Origin of the sequence: Bradyrhizobium tropiciagri, from assembly GCF_001189845.1 — a bacterium.
GTDB classification, from domain to species: domain Bacteria; phylum Pseudomonadota; class Alphaproteobacteria; order Rhizobiales; family Xanthobacteraceae; genus Bradyrhizobium; species Bradyrhizobium tropiciagri.
This window is the reverse complement of record NZ_LFLZ01000015.1, coordinates 76283-92421: the sequence shown is the minus strand read 5'-3', so window position 1 is coordinate 92421 and position 16139 is coordinate 76283. Positions and strand designations below refer to the sequence as shown.

The 16139-nt window shown below is 60.9% G+C and carries 14 protein-coding genes; 13 read left to right on the top strand and 1 reads right to left on the bottom strand.

Annotated elements, in window-relative coordinates:
• Positions 1–74 precede the first annotated feature (74 nt).
• The 3 genes from AKN84_RS14890 (at position 75) to AKN84_RS14880 (ending at position 2482) form a co-directional block, all read left to right on the top strand.
• A complete protein-coding gene (locus tag AKN84_RS14890; protein WP_244485115.1) occupies positions 75–602 on the top strand; it encodes a hypothetical protein in 528 nt (175 codons plus the stop codon).
• 207 nt (positions 603–809) lie between these two features.
• Positions 810–1040: a Blp family class II bacteriocin gene (locus AKN84_RS14885; protein WP_128970820.1), complete on the top strand. Its 231-nt coding sequence runs from the start codon at positions 810–812 to the stop codon at positions 1038–1040.
• A gap of 965 nt (positions 1041–2005) precedes the next feature.
• Entirely contained in the window at positions 2006–2482 is a 477-nt protein-coding gene (locus AKN84_RS14880) for a Crp/Fnr family transcriptional regulator (protein ID WP_050421442.1), read from the top strand.
• A 255-nt stretch (positions 2483–2737) separates the two neighbouring features.
• Here the strand turns inward: AKN84_RS14880 and AKN84_RS14875 are convergent, their stop codons facing one another.
• Positions 2738–2935: a hypothetical protein gene (locus tag AKN84_RS14875; protein ID WP_050421441.1), complete on the bottom strand. Its 198-nt coding sequence runs from the start codon at positions 2933–2935 to the stop codon at positions 2738–2740.
• A 443-nt stretch (positions 2936–3378) separates the two neighbouring features.
• Here AKN84_RS14875 and AKN84_RS14870 point away from each other — a divergent pair, with 443 nt between their 5' ends.
• The 10 genes from AKN84_RS14870 to AKN84_RS14830 all read left to right on the top strand — a co-directional run bounded on the left by AKN84_RS14870 (position 3379) and on the right by AKN84_RS14830 (position 15576).
• The gene (locus AKN84_RS14870; RefSeq protein ID WP_128970819.1) at positions 3379–3558 is read left to right on the top strand and encodes a hypothetical protein; all 180 of its coding nucleotides are present in this window, start codon (positions 3379–3381) and stop codon (positions 3556–3558) included.
• A 1175-nt stretch (positions 3559–4733) separates the two neighbouring features.
• Positions 4734–5687 carry an ABC transporter permease gene (locus tag AKN84_RS14865; protein ID WP_244485114.1) on the top strand — a complete coding sequence of 318 codons (954 nt, stop codon included), beginning with the start codon at positions 4734–4736 and terminating at the stop codon, positions 5685–5687.
• A gap of 59 nt (positions 5688–5746) precedes the next feature.
• Positions 5747–6769, top strand: a complete 1023-nt coding sequence (locus AKN84_RS14860) for a sugar ABC transporter substrate-binding protein (protein WP_050421438.1) — start codon at positions 5747–5749, stop codon at positions 6767–6769.
• Positions 6770–6885: 116 nt separating this feature from the next.
• Positions 6886–8997, top strand: a complete 2112-nt coding sequence (locus tag AKN84_RS14855) for an ABC transporter permease (protein ID WP_050421437.1) — start codon at positions 6886–6888, stop codon at positions 8995–8997.
• A 3-nt stretch (positions 8998–9000) separates the two neighbouring features.
• Positions 9001–10119, top strand: a complete 1119-nt coding sequence (locus tag AKN84_RS14850) for an SMP-30/gluconolactonase/LRE family protein (RefSeq protein WP_050421436.1) — start codon at positions 9001–9003, stop codon at positions 10117–10119.
• Positions 10116–11657 carry a sugar ABC transporter ATP-binding protein gene (locus AKN84_RS14845; RefSeq protein ID WP_050421435.1) on the top strand — a complete coding sequence of 514 codons (1542 nt, stop codon included), beginning with the start codon at positions 10116–10118 and terminating at the stop codon, positions 11655–11657. Before AKN84_RS14850 ends, AKN84_RS14845 begins: the two co-directional genes overlap by 4 nt.
• Positions 11658–11671: 14 nt before the next feature.
• Positions 11672–12463, top strand: a complete 792-nt coding sequence (locus AKN84_RS14840; protein WP_347337337.1) for a GntR family transcriptional regulator — start codon at positions 11672–11674, stop codon at positions 12461–12463.
• Complete coding sequence (locus AKN84_RS49970) at positions 12456–12584, top strand: hypothetical protein (protein WP_283805519.1); 129 nt, start codon at positions 12456–12458, stop codon at positions 12582–12584. Before AKN84_RS14840 ends, AKN84_RS49970 begins: the two co-directional genes overlap by 8 nt.
• Entirely contained in the window at positions 12581–14257 is a 1677-nt protein-coding gene (locus AKN84_RS14835; RefSeq protein ID WP_050421433.1) for an AMP-binding protein, read from the top strand. The genes AKN84_RS49970 and AKN84_RS14835 overlap by 4 nt, the downstream gene beginning before the upstream one ends.
• Before the next feature lie 14 nt (positions 14258–14271).
• Positions 14272–15576 (top strand): acyl-CoA dehydrogenase family protein, encoded by a 1305-nt coding sequence (locus tag AKN84_RS14830; protein WP_128970818.1) that lies wholly within the window; start codon positions 14272–14274, stop codon positions 15574–15576.
• Positions 15577–16139 lie beyond the last annotated feature (563 nt).

Genomic DNA, 16139 nt, shown 5'->3' with positions numbered 1-16139 from the left:
AATATGCCGGCATCTTCGCATAGATCAGACGTGGTCACAACAATGGCCGGCGCGAAATCGGTGGCAAGCTTCGAATGCACACGCTGAGCGGCAGGGCAACGCGGTTTTTTGCAGCGCACGCGCGGCAAGCCGTGCTCGTCACGAGTGTAGCGCTGGGTCTGCTATGGTCCCCTGTGTCACGGGCCGGTGTACTTTCCGAGAGCGATCGCAAGCAGGCGGAAAGCTTGAAGCCGTTGTTTTCGAATCTGATGACTGATCTCGTCGAGACCGCCAAGCGCTCGGACGTGCCGAACGGGGACATCGTCTGTGTCAACTCCACGATCCGCGAGCTTCTGCAGATTTCCGACGAACTCGCCAGCTACGAATATCTGATCACGATGGAGAAGGATTTGACCGACGTCGGTGACGACAATTCGCTGCGAGGTGTCGTCAAGTTTGCGGTCGATAAAACCAACGTCATTCTGACCAGCGAGAGAAAGCGGCTGGTTCAGTTGTCCGAGCAATGCAACAAAAATCCGGTGGGGTTCGGAAAAGCACAGGAGGCATTGAGGGTCATCGATACAACGACCGGCATCCTGAACTCCATTCGGGATCGCCTGTAAGGCGCCACGGGTTTGCTGACGCCGAATGCGGGTGATCTGCTGCAACGTTCGCCTCACCCTTGAAACTCGCGCGGCTCAAATCAGCCGGCTTGATCGCGGTATGGTGCAGCTCAGTGACAATTCTCACGGAGACCTCCGGACAGCTGAGACATGCTGACTCTGGTTGCGGGGTGGTCCCGCACCATGAACACAGCAAGGAGGACTGAGATGACGCGTAGCACCAACGACAATGCAGCGACTCGCGAGCTTTCCATCGACGAACTCGACGCGGTGGCCGGCGGCAAATGGAGCTGGGGAGATTTCGCCAAGTCGCTGTTGGGCGGAGGAGTGACGGGCGGCATGGGTGGCGCCGCAGTTGGCGGCATCGGCGCCGTACCTGGTGCCATTGGCGGCGGTCTCCTCGGCGGGATCGGGTACTGCATCAGCCAGCTGTTTTGAGCATACCGTCCGACCAAAGCGAGATCCAGCGCGAGTCCGCATCATGGGTTTCGCTTTGGCGGCGAGCATGATCTCAAGCGGCACAAGCCCAACAGATGAGAGAGCGTACCATGCAGAAGCCTCGGGAGTTGACGGTTGACGAACTCGATTCCGCCTGCGGTGGAAGCCGCGGCAATGGCGGAGCCGGCGGTTCGGCTGTTTCCGATTTCATAAATTGGCTTTTGAGCCAACTTCACATTCCCACCTCACCGGGTGGACCCGTTCGGAGCTAGCTTCGAACGGGTTCGTGCCTTGGGCTACCGGAAAGGGTCAATGGATGCGAGGTCTCGGAAACGAGGACCTCGCATTACCTTTAGTGGCAGCGCGGCATGCCGATCTGCTCCCTTCAGCGCCGTGCCTCAATCAGCAAGATCGTCGACGATTTCCCGTGGAAAGTGTGGGTCTGCATCGCCTGTATGAACTGTGTGATCAAGATCACGGCGCAGTGCGCGTTGACGCGGCAAGCTGCACCCGGATGACAGCGATCATCCGTTCACCTTAGACAGATGGAGACTTTGATGAGTGCATACCAGAATGAGCATCAGACGGTCCGTCCGCTGTCGGACGAGGAATTTGAATCCGTGACCGGCGGTTGCTTCGGAATCCCGGTTTCCGACGGTCATGGAGGGGCCATTTATGTTTCTCCGACGATCGGGCGTGGTCCATGGCTTCCGACTGGCACCGGACCTACCTTTCCTACGGGTGGTCCGTTCGGACCGTTTCCGGCGTGATCGGCCAGTAGGTGCGCGTCAGAGCCGGCACTCCGAACGATGCCGGCTCCGATCGCGCACGAACCGACACAGCGAAGCTCCCAGGCGCGATCGCGTCGGCTAGACGCGGGGCGCCAGCTCACCTGAACGAGCAGACCCTGTATTCACTCGGACCGCCGGGCTTGCTGCCGCTGGGAGCGGCAGTATAGTGGCGCGATGGCTGTCAGCTCTCCCGAATTGAAAGCTTTCCTGCTCGCCACGCCTTTCTTCGGAGGGCTGTCAGATACAAGCCTCGATCTGCTGATCTCAATGCTCGTCGAGCGCCGCTTTGACGTTGGCGCCACGATCGTAGCGGAAGGAGAGCCGGGGCGTTCAATGTTTATCGTTCATTCCGGCGAGCTCGTCGTGAGCAGGCTTGGGCACTCGGGGCGCTCCATTCGGATGGCGGGTCTTGAGGCCGGGGATTTTTTTGGCGAGATGACGCTCATCGAAATGCAAAATCGATCGGCCACGGTCTCCGCGCAAAGCCAAACCGTCTTGTACGAGCTCACGGCTCGAAGCCTCTACATGTATTGTAAGGCAGACATCCACGCGTATGTCCTCGTGATACAAAATATCAGTCGCGAACTTTGTCGGAGGCTCCGCCGCGCCGATGATCGGATTGCCGAGCTGCTGGTGCATCAGGCAAAATAGCTCCGGAGCGTCGAAGATGGTGGATCTCACGACGCAGCGGACGCCTCTTGCCGAGACCATAGTAGTGAGAAGCCCGCTGGTTTTGGCCGGCGGGATTCTCTGATGCGCCCAGGCTGCCGGTTGCAGTTCACCGATCCGAGGCTGCTGGCGACGACAAAAGGACCAGGTCGTGCACCGAGACTGTCGAGACGGCCATTTCATCAGGCTGATTCACGGCAGCGCACGCCAAGGCTTCAGCAAAGGCGGGCGCATCATTCAAATAGGCGGCTGGCCTGATGTCTTGTTGAAGCCGTCGAAGAAGGCGCCGTAAACCTGTCGATTTGTAAGCCCATCGCAATTTACATACGACGGATACACACCGGTTCCTGCCGGTCCATTCGGGCAGAACTGATAACCGTCCTGCAGACCGCCGCTGACGAGACCGAGTTCGGCGTCATTCAACTCGTCGATCATATTCGTACTCCCTTGCTGTGATGAACACCGCGTTCATCGAGTTGCGAGCATGACAGCTGAGATCCTCTTTCGCGTGACTAAAGTCACGGTTCTTGGTCGTCGCGAGCTAGCGTTGAAGTGGCGCAAGAAGGCGGAGGTCTGGTGCGCTAAAGGGAGGTTTGATCGGACCGATAGGATAGGCCCTTCGTCATGACGCCGTCGGTCTGGTCGCGTTTGCTGGACATGGGCGAGGTCGTTTCTGATGCAAGTTGCCCCCGTTTATCCGCACGGCTTGTGGCAAGCGAGGCTCGATCATTCGTTCGGTAGACGAGCGGCTCCAAATGAGCGCCAGTGGTCAGCGTCGATTTTACGCATGTGACGCACGTCACAGCAGCCGTCGCTTGGAGTTCGTATCCATCCTGCACCAGGTGGCAATGTCGCCGCCGGCAACAGGAGGAAAGCAAATGAAGTTGACGAGCATTCGTGAACTGTCAGCCGACGAGCTGGGAGCCGTTTCGGGGGGCAAGCCGTCGAGCCCAGTCAGTATTCCAGGAAATGCGTTCGACAAGCTGCTGTCGGCCATCGATAAGAATCTTGCGATGGTGAAGGATCTAAAACCGGGCGGCTACCTTCCGCCTGGCTAAGCTAGTGCGCCTGCATCTGTGAGTTCCGTGTCCAAATCCGGCCTCAATGCTTGCTGCCCTTGGAAAACGCCGTCGGGAGTCATGCTCCCTGCGGCGATTTTCGCGCCACGACGTCGATCCGCCCCGGCGCGGACAACGCTGGTTACCCCTTGCTTGATGGGCGTCCCTGAGAACGGCCGCGTCGTAATGGATGGCGAAGCCGCGCGATAGCAGGCATCTCCTTCAACCGCCTTGTCGGAGCGTCTCGGTTTTAGCCGGTATGATCACACGCATCCCGATTGCCGGTGCCAGCTCCGCCCATACTACCATTCAACCCTGGCCGACTTCCGAGGCTACCGAGGCGGCCCCGTTGACGGTCTGAGCAGGAAGTCGACCACGACCCTCAACTCACTCTGCGAGCCCGGCATCAGACGCCAACCACCGACGTGAACAAACAGCGATAACGGTGGTCAATCAGGATCAAGCTTCATTGATTTTGTTGATTTTTTCGATCGCTTACTACGTTCGGGACGTAAGGGTCGGCAATGGGAGCTGAAAGGCTCCTACAAGGTTGATATGAACCTCTGCTTCTTCATCGTAGGGATAAGCGATTGAAATCACAGAAAATGCGAACGCCCTCCGAGCGCACCACAAGCAGACGTCCAGCTGTGCCGATGGGCTCCGTCCGTCGATAGGTCGGACCCAATAGCGCCTGGCAATTGCGGCCGCAGTTACCGGGCGCGAAGTAGACGCAATGCGTCTTTGGAAGTCGCTATCAAGATTCGCGTTCGTGGCGTGTTGAGCGGCGGTGCGCGTTCCATAATCACGTGCAACAGATTCCCGCATGACTGGCGACCTCGCCGCGCCACCCCGAGGGGCGACATCCATCTCAGCTTGACAGCCTCACGCTCGGCTCGGCTTAACATCGAATGTATCCAATTCGTCCATTTTGGCTCTCAACTGCCGGAATGAGCCACGTGAAGATGTTGCGAATATCGCGATTGCTTGGCGTAATAAACTGAAAATATTATCTTATTACTTTTGCTACAGCGCGTTATTCCTTCGCAAGAAGCTCGTCGCCCAATGTTTGGATGCAGGCGTTGACTTTTGGATACATTGTGCTCAGTTTCCTCCCAGAATAAAAACTAACCTGGGAGGATCCCGTGACCGGCAGTTCGGGAGCGCGCGGGCCGAAATTGACACAGACAACGGCCGTCTTGGCGATGTGCGCGGCCCTGATCGTCGTTTTTTCGATCTTCCTGAATGGCTTCCTGACGCTCGGCAATCTGTTCGCGCTGGCGCGCAACATTTCGATCCTCGGCATTCTCGCGCTCGGCATGGCGGTCGTTGTGATTGGACGCGGACTCGACCTGTCGCAAGTCGCCTCCTTCGCCGCCTCCACTGCGATCGCGATAATTCTGATGAATTCGGGTTATGCGACGCCAGTCGCGCTGTTTATCGGCTTCGTGATGGCGATCGCCATCGGCTTCCTGAACGGGTTTCTGATCTCGGTGATCGAGATGCCGCCGCTGCTGACGACGCTGGCGTCGAGTCTTGCGGTGTTGGGGGTCGTACGCACCACCGCAGTGCAGCACTATGTCGTATATCTTTCCAAGGGGCACGACGAATTCCTGCGGCTTGGCGGAAATGTCTGGGGCGGCGTCCCAATCTCGATCCTGATCTTCGCGGCCACTGCGGTCGTCGTGCATCTCTTTCTGTCGCGCACCGTGATCGGGCGCTTCGTCTATGCCCATGGTGATAATCCCGACGCCGCGCGTCAGACCGGACTGCCCACCCGTCCGCTGACCATGATCGAATACGCGCTGTGCGCTGCGATCGGCTACATCGGTGGCGTCGTGATGGTCGCGCAGACGGCGCTGATGCATCTCCAGGTCGCGGAATCGACCATCATTTTCGACGTCATCATGGTTGTCGTTCTCGGCGGCGTCAGCCTCGTCGGCGGCCGCGGCAACGTGATGAGCGTCATCGCCGGAACCTTGCTGATCGGCGTGTTGCTGAACGGCATGACCATCATGGATATGGACGTGCAGACCCAGAACATCGTCAAGGGAATCGTGCTGCTGATCGCGATCCTGCTCGATTCCCGACTGCATCCGCGCGACGAGGAGACGTCGAAGCAGGGTGATTGACGCTCGGCTTCCATCAACAGGCCGCAACAGTCGGCCGACATAAAAGGGGAGGAATAGACATGACGAAATCGGTGCACAGGAAGGCGCTTGCCGGCATCGGACTGGCGGCGATCGTGGCGACCGCCGCTCTAGTGGCGGCGCCATCGCAGGCTGCCGGGCCGCGCGACCAGTTGCGCGAGAAATTCGACAAGGCACTCAAAGGCAAGACGGTCGCCTGGTCGCCGGTCTGGATGGGCGTTCTGGAATCCGAATGGACGCGCGTGATGAAGGATCGTTTCGACGATTACGGCATCAAGCTCGTCACGCGCGATGCAAATTTCAAGTCCGACGTCCAGCTTCAGACCGTCAGCGACTACATCAATGAAAAGCCCGACGTGATCGTGGTGCAAAATCCGAACGTCACGCTGCTTGCCAAGGAGCTGAAGCGTGCGATGGACGCGGGGATCTATGTTGTGCAGGTCAACATGGCGTCGAATACGCTGACCGACGCCTATGTCGGCGTCGATGCCAAGGATCTCGGCACCAAGATCGCGCGCGAGGTTATCAATCAGTGCGGCGGCGGCAAGGGCTCAGGCGAAATCGCGATCCTCGAAGGCGAGGCGACCGCGGCCTATTCGCTCGACATGAAGAACGGCGCGATGGAGGTGTTCAAGACCGATCCCTCGATCAAGGTCGTGTCGTCGCAGCCGACTAGCTGGGACGCCAACAAGGCCGGCGATATCACGACGACCGTGTTGCAGCAGCATCCCAAGCTGTGCGGCATCCTCAGCGTCTGGGGACCGCAGACGGCAGGCGCGGCGCAGGCGCTCAAGGCGGCCAACATGGGCGATAAGGTGAAGGTGTTCGTCGCCAGCGACGGCCAACCCGCGGATTGCGATCTCCTCGAGCAAGGCGCGTTCTCCGCGAACCTGTCGTATCGCGCTGACGTGCAGGGGCAGACCATTGCCGATGCGGTGATCGCGCTCTTGCAGAGCGGCGACAAGCCGGGTGCGAAGAACACCGCCTATTACACGACCCCCGCCTGGGTGAAGTCGAAGGACGACCGCATGTACTGCTTCAGCATCCCGAAGGGCGCGAAGTAAGTCGTTTCGGCGCCCGCGCCCACTGCGGCGCGGGCAGGCCGGAATTGCCGATCCCCATTCCCTGCGTCGTCCCGCCGTTCGGCCCCCGTCCGCGCCGAACCCGCTGGAGTCTGTTGATGAAAAGCCTGCAACGAGCCTGGCATCGCCATTCGCCCCAGTTGTTCCTGGGCGAGCTGCTTGAAAAGCGGTGGATGGAGCCGATCATTCCATTCACACTGACGATCGCGGTTTTCCTGGCATTCGCGGTGATGATCCCGCGCTACCTGACGGCGGGCAGCCTTCAGGAGCTGATGCGGAATTTCGCGGAGCAGGGGATGGTCGCGGTCGCGATGGCGTTTTCCGTGCTGTCAGGCGGCATCGATCTGTCGGTCGGCGCTGTGTTCGCGATGTCGAACTTCCTCGCGCTCTATCTTTATCTCATTATTGGGCTGCCGCTGCCGGTGACGTTCGTACTTGTCGTGCTGTTCGGTGCGGTGATGGGCGCGATCAACGGCGGCTTGATCGCCTACGGCAAGACCCGCCCGTTCCTGACCACGCTGGTCGTCCTCATCATCGTCCGCGCCGCCTACAACAAGGTGACGGTCGCGTTCACGAATGAACTCGCAAGCATCGACAGCGGTTCCAGTACCTGGGATTTCATGGGATCCGGCAGGGTTCTTGGCATTCCCTTCAACATGCTGGTGTTGATCCTGCTCGCCGTCGGAACGCACTTCTTTCTCACCCGCATCAAGCCCGGTGTCCACATCATGGCGGTCGGGTCGAGCCGCAAGGCGGCGCGCCACGCCGGTGTCAACGTCAAGCGCGTATTGTTCTCGGCCTATGTGATGTCGGGGGCGATCTCGGCACTGGCGGGGATTCTCTATGCCGCGCGGCAGAGCAGCTCGGGCACCGACACCGGCGTGGGCTGGGAGATCAACGCGCTGGCCGCGGTGGTTCTCGGCGGCATCAGCCTGGCCGGCGGCCGCGGCACCATCGCGCGCGCCGTCATGGGCGCGGCGATCATCTTCATGCTCACCAGCGGCATGGTACGGCTGGGCATCTCCGGCAACCTGACGACCGCCATCATCGGCATCATCCTGCTGCTCGCGGTGGGCTTCAACGTGAAGTGGGTCAAGAACAAGGGCAAGGTGCTGCAAAAGGTATACGTCACACCGAGCTGGGTTGATTTTGAGCCGCCACCGTCGGTCGAGCGTGGCAGCGGCACTCCGTTCGCGGAGAATGACCGCCTGAAGAACGCGGAAGCGATCGCCCTCAACATGATCGAGGGCCCGGAAGACATCATCCTCGACCGCAGGGACAATCTCTACACCGTCAACCGCAACGGCTCGATCATCCGCTTTCTCGCACCGGACTATACCGTCCGTGAGGAGTTCGCGCGCATCGGCGGCCGGCCGCTTGGGCTGGCGTTCGATCGAGATCAGAACCTCCTTGTCTGCATCGCGGGCATGGGTGTTTACGGCGTGAAGCCCGATCGTTCGGTCTTCAAGGTCACTGACCGAACCACGCGCACCCGGACACGCCTCAAGGACGATTCGCGGCTCTATCTCGCTGATGATCTCGACGTTGCGCCCGACGGCAGGATCTATTTCAGTGAGGCCTCGACCCGCTACGAACTGACCGACTGGGCGCTCGACGGCTTTGAGGGACGCGGCAACGGGCGGCTGATCTGCCACGATCCGAAAACCGGAACAACCAGGACTGTTCTCAAGAACCTGACGTTTCCCAACGGGATCTGCATCTCGCATGACGGTCAGTCTGTGCTATGGGCGAGCACCTGGCTCTGCCAGATCAACCGCTACTGGATCGCCGGTCCGAAGGCAGGCACCAGCGAAGTCCTGATCGACAACCTTCCGGGTTATTGCGACAACATCAACCGCGCTTCCGACGGCAAGTATTGGCTTGCCTTCGTCGGCCTGCGCACGCCGGTCTATGACCTTGCGATGCGCAACCCTGTCTTCCGCACCCGCATGGTCAAGCAAATTCCGCCAGACGAGTGGCTGTGCCCGGGCATCAACTACGGCTGTGTGGTCAAGTTCGACGACAATGGCGTGGTGACGGAATCGCTCTGGGATCCAGGTGGGCTTTCGCATCCGACCATCACATCGGTCCGCGAGCACAAGGGCTATCTCTATATCGGCGGTCTCGAGAACAACCGCATCGGCCGTGTCCACCTGCAGGACGCTGATCCGACCTGGGAAGCGCACAAGTCCTATTGGGGAGGGGCCTAAGCCATGTCTCTGCTCGGCGATATCATCGACCGCGTGTTGTTTCCGAACCGCGAGCTTCATGTCATTCCCGTGCTCGACGGCGCGTTCTCTCCGAACCAGCGGCTCGATCAGGCCCGCCAGCTCGGCGACGAGATCGAACGACCGGACGACATTGTGCTCGGGCAGGACGGCGCGCTCTACGTCTCGACCGGCAACCGCATCCTGCGTTGCACCGGGGACGATTTCAACAAGCGCACGGTATTCGCAACGCTCGACGGTCCGGTCGGCGGCCTTGCCTGCACGCCGGTCGGCAGGTTGCTCGCATGCGTCTCCGGCGTGGGTTTGGTGGCGCTCTCCCCAGCTGGAGAGATCACCGGCAAGCTCGAAAGTGTCGGTGGAGAGAAGATCGCCTGTCCATTATCGGTGACGGTCGCGCCCGACGGCGCGATCTATTTGACCGACGGCTCGCGCAACAACAGACCTGACCTATGGCTCGCCGACCTGATGGAAAACCGAGCCCCGTCGGGTCGTCTCATTGCGTGCAATCCCTCGCTCGGTAATGTGAGCGTGCGCGCGGACAAGCTCGCCTGGCCACTCGGCGTGGCCGTGTCTCCCGACGGCGGCGAGGTGTGGGTCGCCGAGTCCTGGGCTCACCGCTTGAGCGCTTTTTCGCGCGCAGGCGAAGGCAGGCGCGTGATCGTCAAGAATTATACCGGCTATCCGGCGCGTCTCGGCTGCGGCCCGAACGGAGAGGTCTGGATGGCTTTCCTCGCGCTCCGCACGCAATTGACCGAATTCGTCCTGCGCGAACGGGCGTTCTGCGATGAGATGATGCGGACGGTGCCGTCCGAGCTCTGGATCGGGCCGGTGCTGGACGGTCGTCTTAATCCGCGGGAGCCGACTCAGATCGGGCGTATCAAGAAGCTCGGCATCCAGAAGCCGTGGGCACCGCCGCGCTCGTATGGCCTAGTCGCCCGGCTCGACACCAGGGGACTTGCGGTAGAGACGTTGCACAGCCGGGTTGATGGCCGTGTCCACGGCGTCACGACCGTCCGCCCGATCGGCTCGCGCGTGCTGGCAGTGTCCAAGGGACGCGATTGCCTCGTCGAACTGCCGGCCGGTCGCGGCGCGGAAGAAGGATGAACACCATGCCGGCGCAACAACAGACGGAAATCCCGCTGCTCCAGGTGGTCAAGGGCAGCAAAGTCTATGGCGGCCTGCACGCGATCGATGGCGTCAACTTCGATCTGCGGCCGGGCGAAATCCACGCATTGCTAGGTGAGAACGGCGCGGGAAAATCGACGCTCTGCAAGGCGATTGCCGGTGCGATCGTGCTGACCTCCGGCGACTATATGATCCAGGGCCGCAAGGTCTCGTTCGCATCGCCAAAGGATGCGCTCGAGGGCGGTGTCGCGATGGTCTACCAGGAATCGAGTCTGGTGCCCTCGATGACCGTGGCGCAGAATCTCGAACTCGGCATGGAGAAGTGGGTTACGGTCTACAGCAAGATCAACATCGCTGCGACCCAGTCGCTGCAATCGATGAACTTCAACGTTGATCCGCTGGTGCTGGTGGAGAACCTCGGAACGGCCAAGCGGCAGATGGTCGAGATCGTGCGGGCTGTCCGCCACAACGCCCAGGTCTTCATCTTCGACGAGCCGACCGCATCGCTCACGCCCGAAGAAACGCAGCATCTGTTTCATCTTCTCAATACCCTGAAAGAGAAGGGCGCGGGGATCATCTTCATCTCGCACGCGCTGGAAGAGGCACTGAACATCGCCGATCGCATCACCGTGCTCCGGGATGGCAAGCTGGTTGCCACCGTGCCGGCGAAGGACGTCACCCGGGACTCGCTGGTGCGGATGATGGTCGGCCGCGAGGAAACCGCAGCGCAGTACGCGACCCACGGCGCTGATCCCGATGCGCCGAAGCCCCATTCACCTCCCGGCGAGAAGGTGCTTTCGGTCGAGAACGTGACGATGGGGAGCATCGTCAAGAACATGTCGTTTTCGGTGTTCAACGGAGAAGTCGTCGGTATTTTCGGGCTGGTCGGAGCGGGACGGTCCGAGATCGCGCAAATCGTCAGCGGCGCGCGCAAGCGCAACTTCCTGCGCGGCGGGATGATCTATCTGCGGGACAAGCCGGTCCGCTACCGGGTGCCACGGCAGGCGGTGCGCGATGGAATCGCCTATATTACCGAGGACCGCAAGGTCGACGGGTTCTTTGAGACGATGACGGTGGATCAGAATATCTATCTTGGCTATCTGTCGTCGCCACGTATCAAGCGGTTCCTTTATTCTACGCGCGAGATGAAGCGGATTGCCGATCGATGGATCTCGGCGCTTTCGATCTCGGCGTTAAAGCGAACGCTGAAGATCGTGGAATATTCCGGCGGCAACCAGCAGAAGGTCGTGGTGGCAAAGTCTCTGGCCCAGGAACCGACGGTGGTCATTTTTGACGAGCCGACGCGCGGTGTCGACGTCAGCGCCATCCCGCAAATCCATCAGGCCATTCGCAAGCTGGCCCGGGAGAACAAGGCGGTCGTGGTGATATCTTCCTATCTGCCGGAGATCTTGGCTATCTCGGATCGGATCCTGGTCGCGCGTGGCGGGCGAATCGTTGAGGAAATGGCACGTGCTGATGCGACCGAGGACAAAATCATGTACGCGGCCATTCACTGATCAGGAGGCCTTTCATGAGTGCCTATCAGCGACCTCCTCATTGGAAGGACGTGGCGCGGGACGCCAATGAAGACGATCCGGATGCCGGCCGCCTGATGAGCGAGCGGATCGCAAGCGAGATTCGCAGTGCGGTCCTGAGCGGCGAGATGCGGCCTGGCACGCGGATTCGGCAGGAACTTCTTGCGGCTCACTTCGGAGCGAGCCGCATTCCCGTGCGCGAGGCGCTGAAGCAGCTCGAGAACGAGGGGCTGGTCGTGATGGCGCCGAACCGTGGCGCTTGGATTGCCGACGTCAATTCGGAGGAATCGGTCGAGATCTACAAGATCCGCGAAGCGGTCGAGCCGCTCGCGATCGGCGAAAGCGTTCCCAACCTGACCGACGAGGATATCGAGACGCTTGACCGCATTGTGCGCGAGCTCGAGCAGGTAACGACGCTCGAAGAATACATCCAGCTTGATCGGGAGTTTCATCTGCGGACCTATTCGCGCGCGCGGATGCCGCAATTGCTGGCGATGGTCGAACGCTTCTGGAACAGCACGCAGCACTTTCGGCGGCAGTTTGTGAGCGAGACCTACGCCAAGGATGGCTTTCCGTTCTCCGATCCCCAGCACGTTCTGATCATGGACGCGATCCGGGCGCGCGACGTCGACGCGGCGCAGGTGTTGGTGCGCCTCCACATTCGGCGGACGCGCGTCGTCATTCAAGCGAAAGAGAGGGGGGCGGCCCAACCGCCCATCGCGAGCCGCGTCGCGTTGCCGCGCGTGCGTCTCGGCTCGGTCTATCGAGGAAAGAGTACCAATGAGTGAATTCGAGAAGATCGGCGTTGTCGGCGCCGGGATGATGGGCTCGGAGGTGGCCGCGGGTCACAATGAGCGCAAGGACGGATGCGGCTGGTATCGTTACGACAGCGATGGCAAGAGGCAATGACCGCCGGCTCGGATTCCGCGTCGCGCGTGCGCGCCTATGAGGAAGCCGCAGGTCGGCTGCGCAGGCGGCTCGGGGAAACGCCTGTGGCTCCTCCCGATCCCGGAAGGCTGACGGCGCTCGATCTATTTCGTGCCGCGCCGGGCGAGGCGTCGGCGGTCTTCTATTTCGATGCGGCGCTGACCTATGCCGATATAGACCGCTTCAGCGATCAACTCGCCGGCCTGTTCGCGCGCAAGCGGGTCGGGCGCGGCGACCGGGTCGCCGTCATTCTTCAGAATGTGCCGCAAACCGTCATCGCCAGCGTTGCGGCCTGGAAGGTCGGGGCCATCGTTGTCAGCCTCAACCCGATGTACCGAACGCCGGAGCTTCGGAAACTGTTTGCGGACTGCGAACCGAAGGTGGTGATCTGCCACGATGATCAATGGGACAATGTTTTCCCCGCGGCCAATTTTGTCGATCCTGAACTGGTGCTCTGGACCAGCGCTCGTGAATTCCAGACGCGTAACGATGTCCGCGTGCTGCCTGAACCGGGCGCGGCGCCGCCGGCTCATGCGCTGGCGACGATTTTCGCCGGAGATGCACCCGCAGCGCCGCTGCCGGGTTTGACATCCGACGACGTCGGCCTGCTGCTGTACACGTCGGGAACCACGGGCCTTCCCAAAGGCGCCATGCTTACGCATCGCAATCTGGTGGCGACCGCGCAGATCTGCCGCGATCATTTCGAACTGAACGACACGTCGCGCATTTTCTGTGTCGCGCCGCTGTTCCATATCACCGGCTTCGAAATTCAGATGGTTGCCGCCTTCGGTGCACGCGCGGCGATGGTACTGACCTATCGTTTCCAGCCGCGGGTCGCGCTCGATGCCTTCCTTGAATGGCGGCCGACATTCATCGTCGGTGCGATCACCGTATACATCGCGCTCATGAATCAGGCCGACGCGACCAGCCGCCATTTCGACAGCTTCGTACATATCTATTCGGGCGGCGCGCCCATTGCTCCCTCGGTCATCGATGCCTTTGCGAAACGGTTTGGACGGGCTATCCGCAGTTCCTATGGAATGACCGAATTGACGTCTGCAAGTCACCTTGCGCCCAATGAAGGTCAGATTCCCGTCGATCCCGAGTCGGGCGCGCTGTCGATCGGCAAGCCGACGCCGGGCGTCGATGCGATCATTGTTGACGACGATCGCCGCCCGCTCGGACCGGGCGAGCATGGCGAGGTGGTTGTGCACGGCTCTGGCGTGATGGCCGGCTACTGGCGAAAGCCGGCGGAAACCGATGAGGTGCTGACGAACGGCTGGCTGCATAGCGGCGATATCGGCTTCTTTGACGAGAGCGGCTGGTTCTACCTCGTGGATCGCAAGAAGGACATGATCTCCGCTTCCGGATTCAAGGTCTGGCCGCGCGAAGTGGAAGACGTGATCTACGGCTTTCCGGGGGTGCGCGAGGCCGCCGTTGTCGGCGCTGCCGATCCGTATCGCGGCGAGACGGTCTTGGCCTTCGTCTCCGCGCAACCGGGTGCCACGATCGACGTCGCCGCGCTGACGCGGTTTTGCCGCGAGCGGCTGGCGGCCTACAAATGCCCCGCCGACATTCGCGTGGTGGTGGATTTGCCGAAGACGGAATCCGGGAAGATCACGCGAAACACGCTCAGGGACGGCTTGCGCAGCTAGTAAGGAGTATTCACGTGGACATCACTCAAAGCGAACGCAGCCGGGAACTGGCCGAGCGCATCCAGCGCTTCATGATGGAGCACATCTACCCAAGTGAGCGCCGATACTATCAGGAGGCGGAGCGGCTCGGGCCCTGGGCTGTGCATCCGGTTGTCGAGGAACTGAAGCCGCTCGCACAACAGGCCGGCTTGTGGAACCTGTTTCTGCCTGCTCACGAGGACGGGCTGACGAACCTTGAGTATGCGCCGCTATGCGAGATCATGGGACGTTCGCACCTTGCTCCTGAAGTGTTCAATTGCAGTGCGCCGGACACCGGCAACATGGAGACGATCCTGCGCTACGGCACGGAGGTGCAGAAGGAACGCTGGCTGAAGCCGCTGCTCGCCGGTGAGATTCGCTCCTCGTTTGCGATGACGGAGCCCGACGTTGCCTCATCCGACGCGACCAATGTGGCCAGTTCGATCGTGCGCGACGGCGATGATTACGTGATCAACGGTCGCAAATGGTACACGACCGGTGCCACCGATCCGCGATGCAAGATCATCATCTTCATGGGGCAGACCGCCCCTGAGCATCCGGACCGTCACAAGCGTCAATCGATGATCCTGGTGCCGAAAGAGACGCCCGGAGTGCGTGTCGTCCGCTCGCTGCCGGTGCTCGGATTTTACGGCGTGCCGGATCGCGCATCCGAGGTGATGTTCACCAATGTACGCGTGCCGGCCGCCAATATGCTGCTTGGCGAGGGACGCGGATTCGAGATCGCGCAAGGTCGGCTCGGGCCTGGACGCATCCATCATTGCATGCGGTTGATTGGCCTGTCCGAGCGGGTGCTAGAGCGCATGTGCCGGCGGGCGCTGAAACGTGTCGCGTTCGGCAAGCCTCTCGCCGAGCAAACGGTGACGCTTGAGCGCGTGGCCGAAGCGCGCATGAAGATCGAGCAGGCGAGACTGCTGACTCTCAGGGCGGCCTATATGATGGACACCGTCGGCAACAAGGCAGCGCGGCAGGAAATCGCGATGATCAAGGTCGTCGCGCCGAATATGGCGCAGACGATTGTTGACTGGGCGATACAGGCATTCGGTGGCGGTGGAACCAACAACGACCATTTCCTGTCGGCCGCGCTCGCGACGACGCGCTTGCTGCGACTGGCCGATGGCCCCGACGAAGTCCACCGCAACCAGATTGGCAGGCTTGAGTTGCACCGGTGGCTTAATTCCGATTCTGCAAAGACCGGCGGCGGAGCCGATCCAATGTCCCCAGAAGAGTCTGAATCCTGGTCCGAAGGAGGCCTGTGGCCACGTCCCATGAGTAGATCCTAAACGGGGTTCGGAGGGTGAAGGGTCTTGGCGACTGCGTGTCGTAACTGCCGGGTCCACGTGCGATTACCGCAAGCCAACAGCGCGGTGTTAGAAACCCCCGCCTTGCCGATTTGAGGTTCTTCGCGGCGATGAAGCGGGGAGCGATCGTCAGCATTTAACTCGCTCCTTCTCTCGGTTTGGCCAATAGCGGGCGGAGCGCGAGTGACCCACGAACGAAAAGTGCACGAATCTGGTGCGGTTCCTGGTGCGGTCGTCACGCTACGTACGACGAGAACAGAGTAAGCTATTGATCTCGTTGGTGGGCCCGGCAGGACTCGAACCTGCAACCAGACCGTTATGAGCGGTGGGACCAGTCTGACCTGGTATAGGGCAGGGGTTTTCTTCAGCGGTTCGGCCAAACGCACTCTTGCGCGCGAAATGCACCGCCGCTGTAACTCATTGAAATCACGGCAAATGAGTCTGCCCTCCGAGCGCGCCATGACCCAATCGAGGTGCTAAGCCTTCGGCTCACTGAAGGTGCGAGGCATGCGTTCCTCACCCCGGCCCGGGACAAAAGGGCAAGC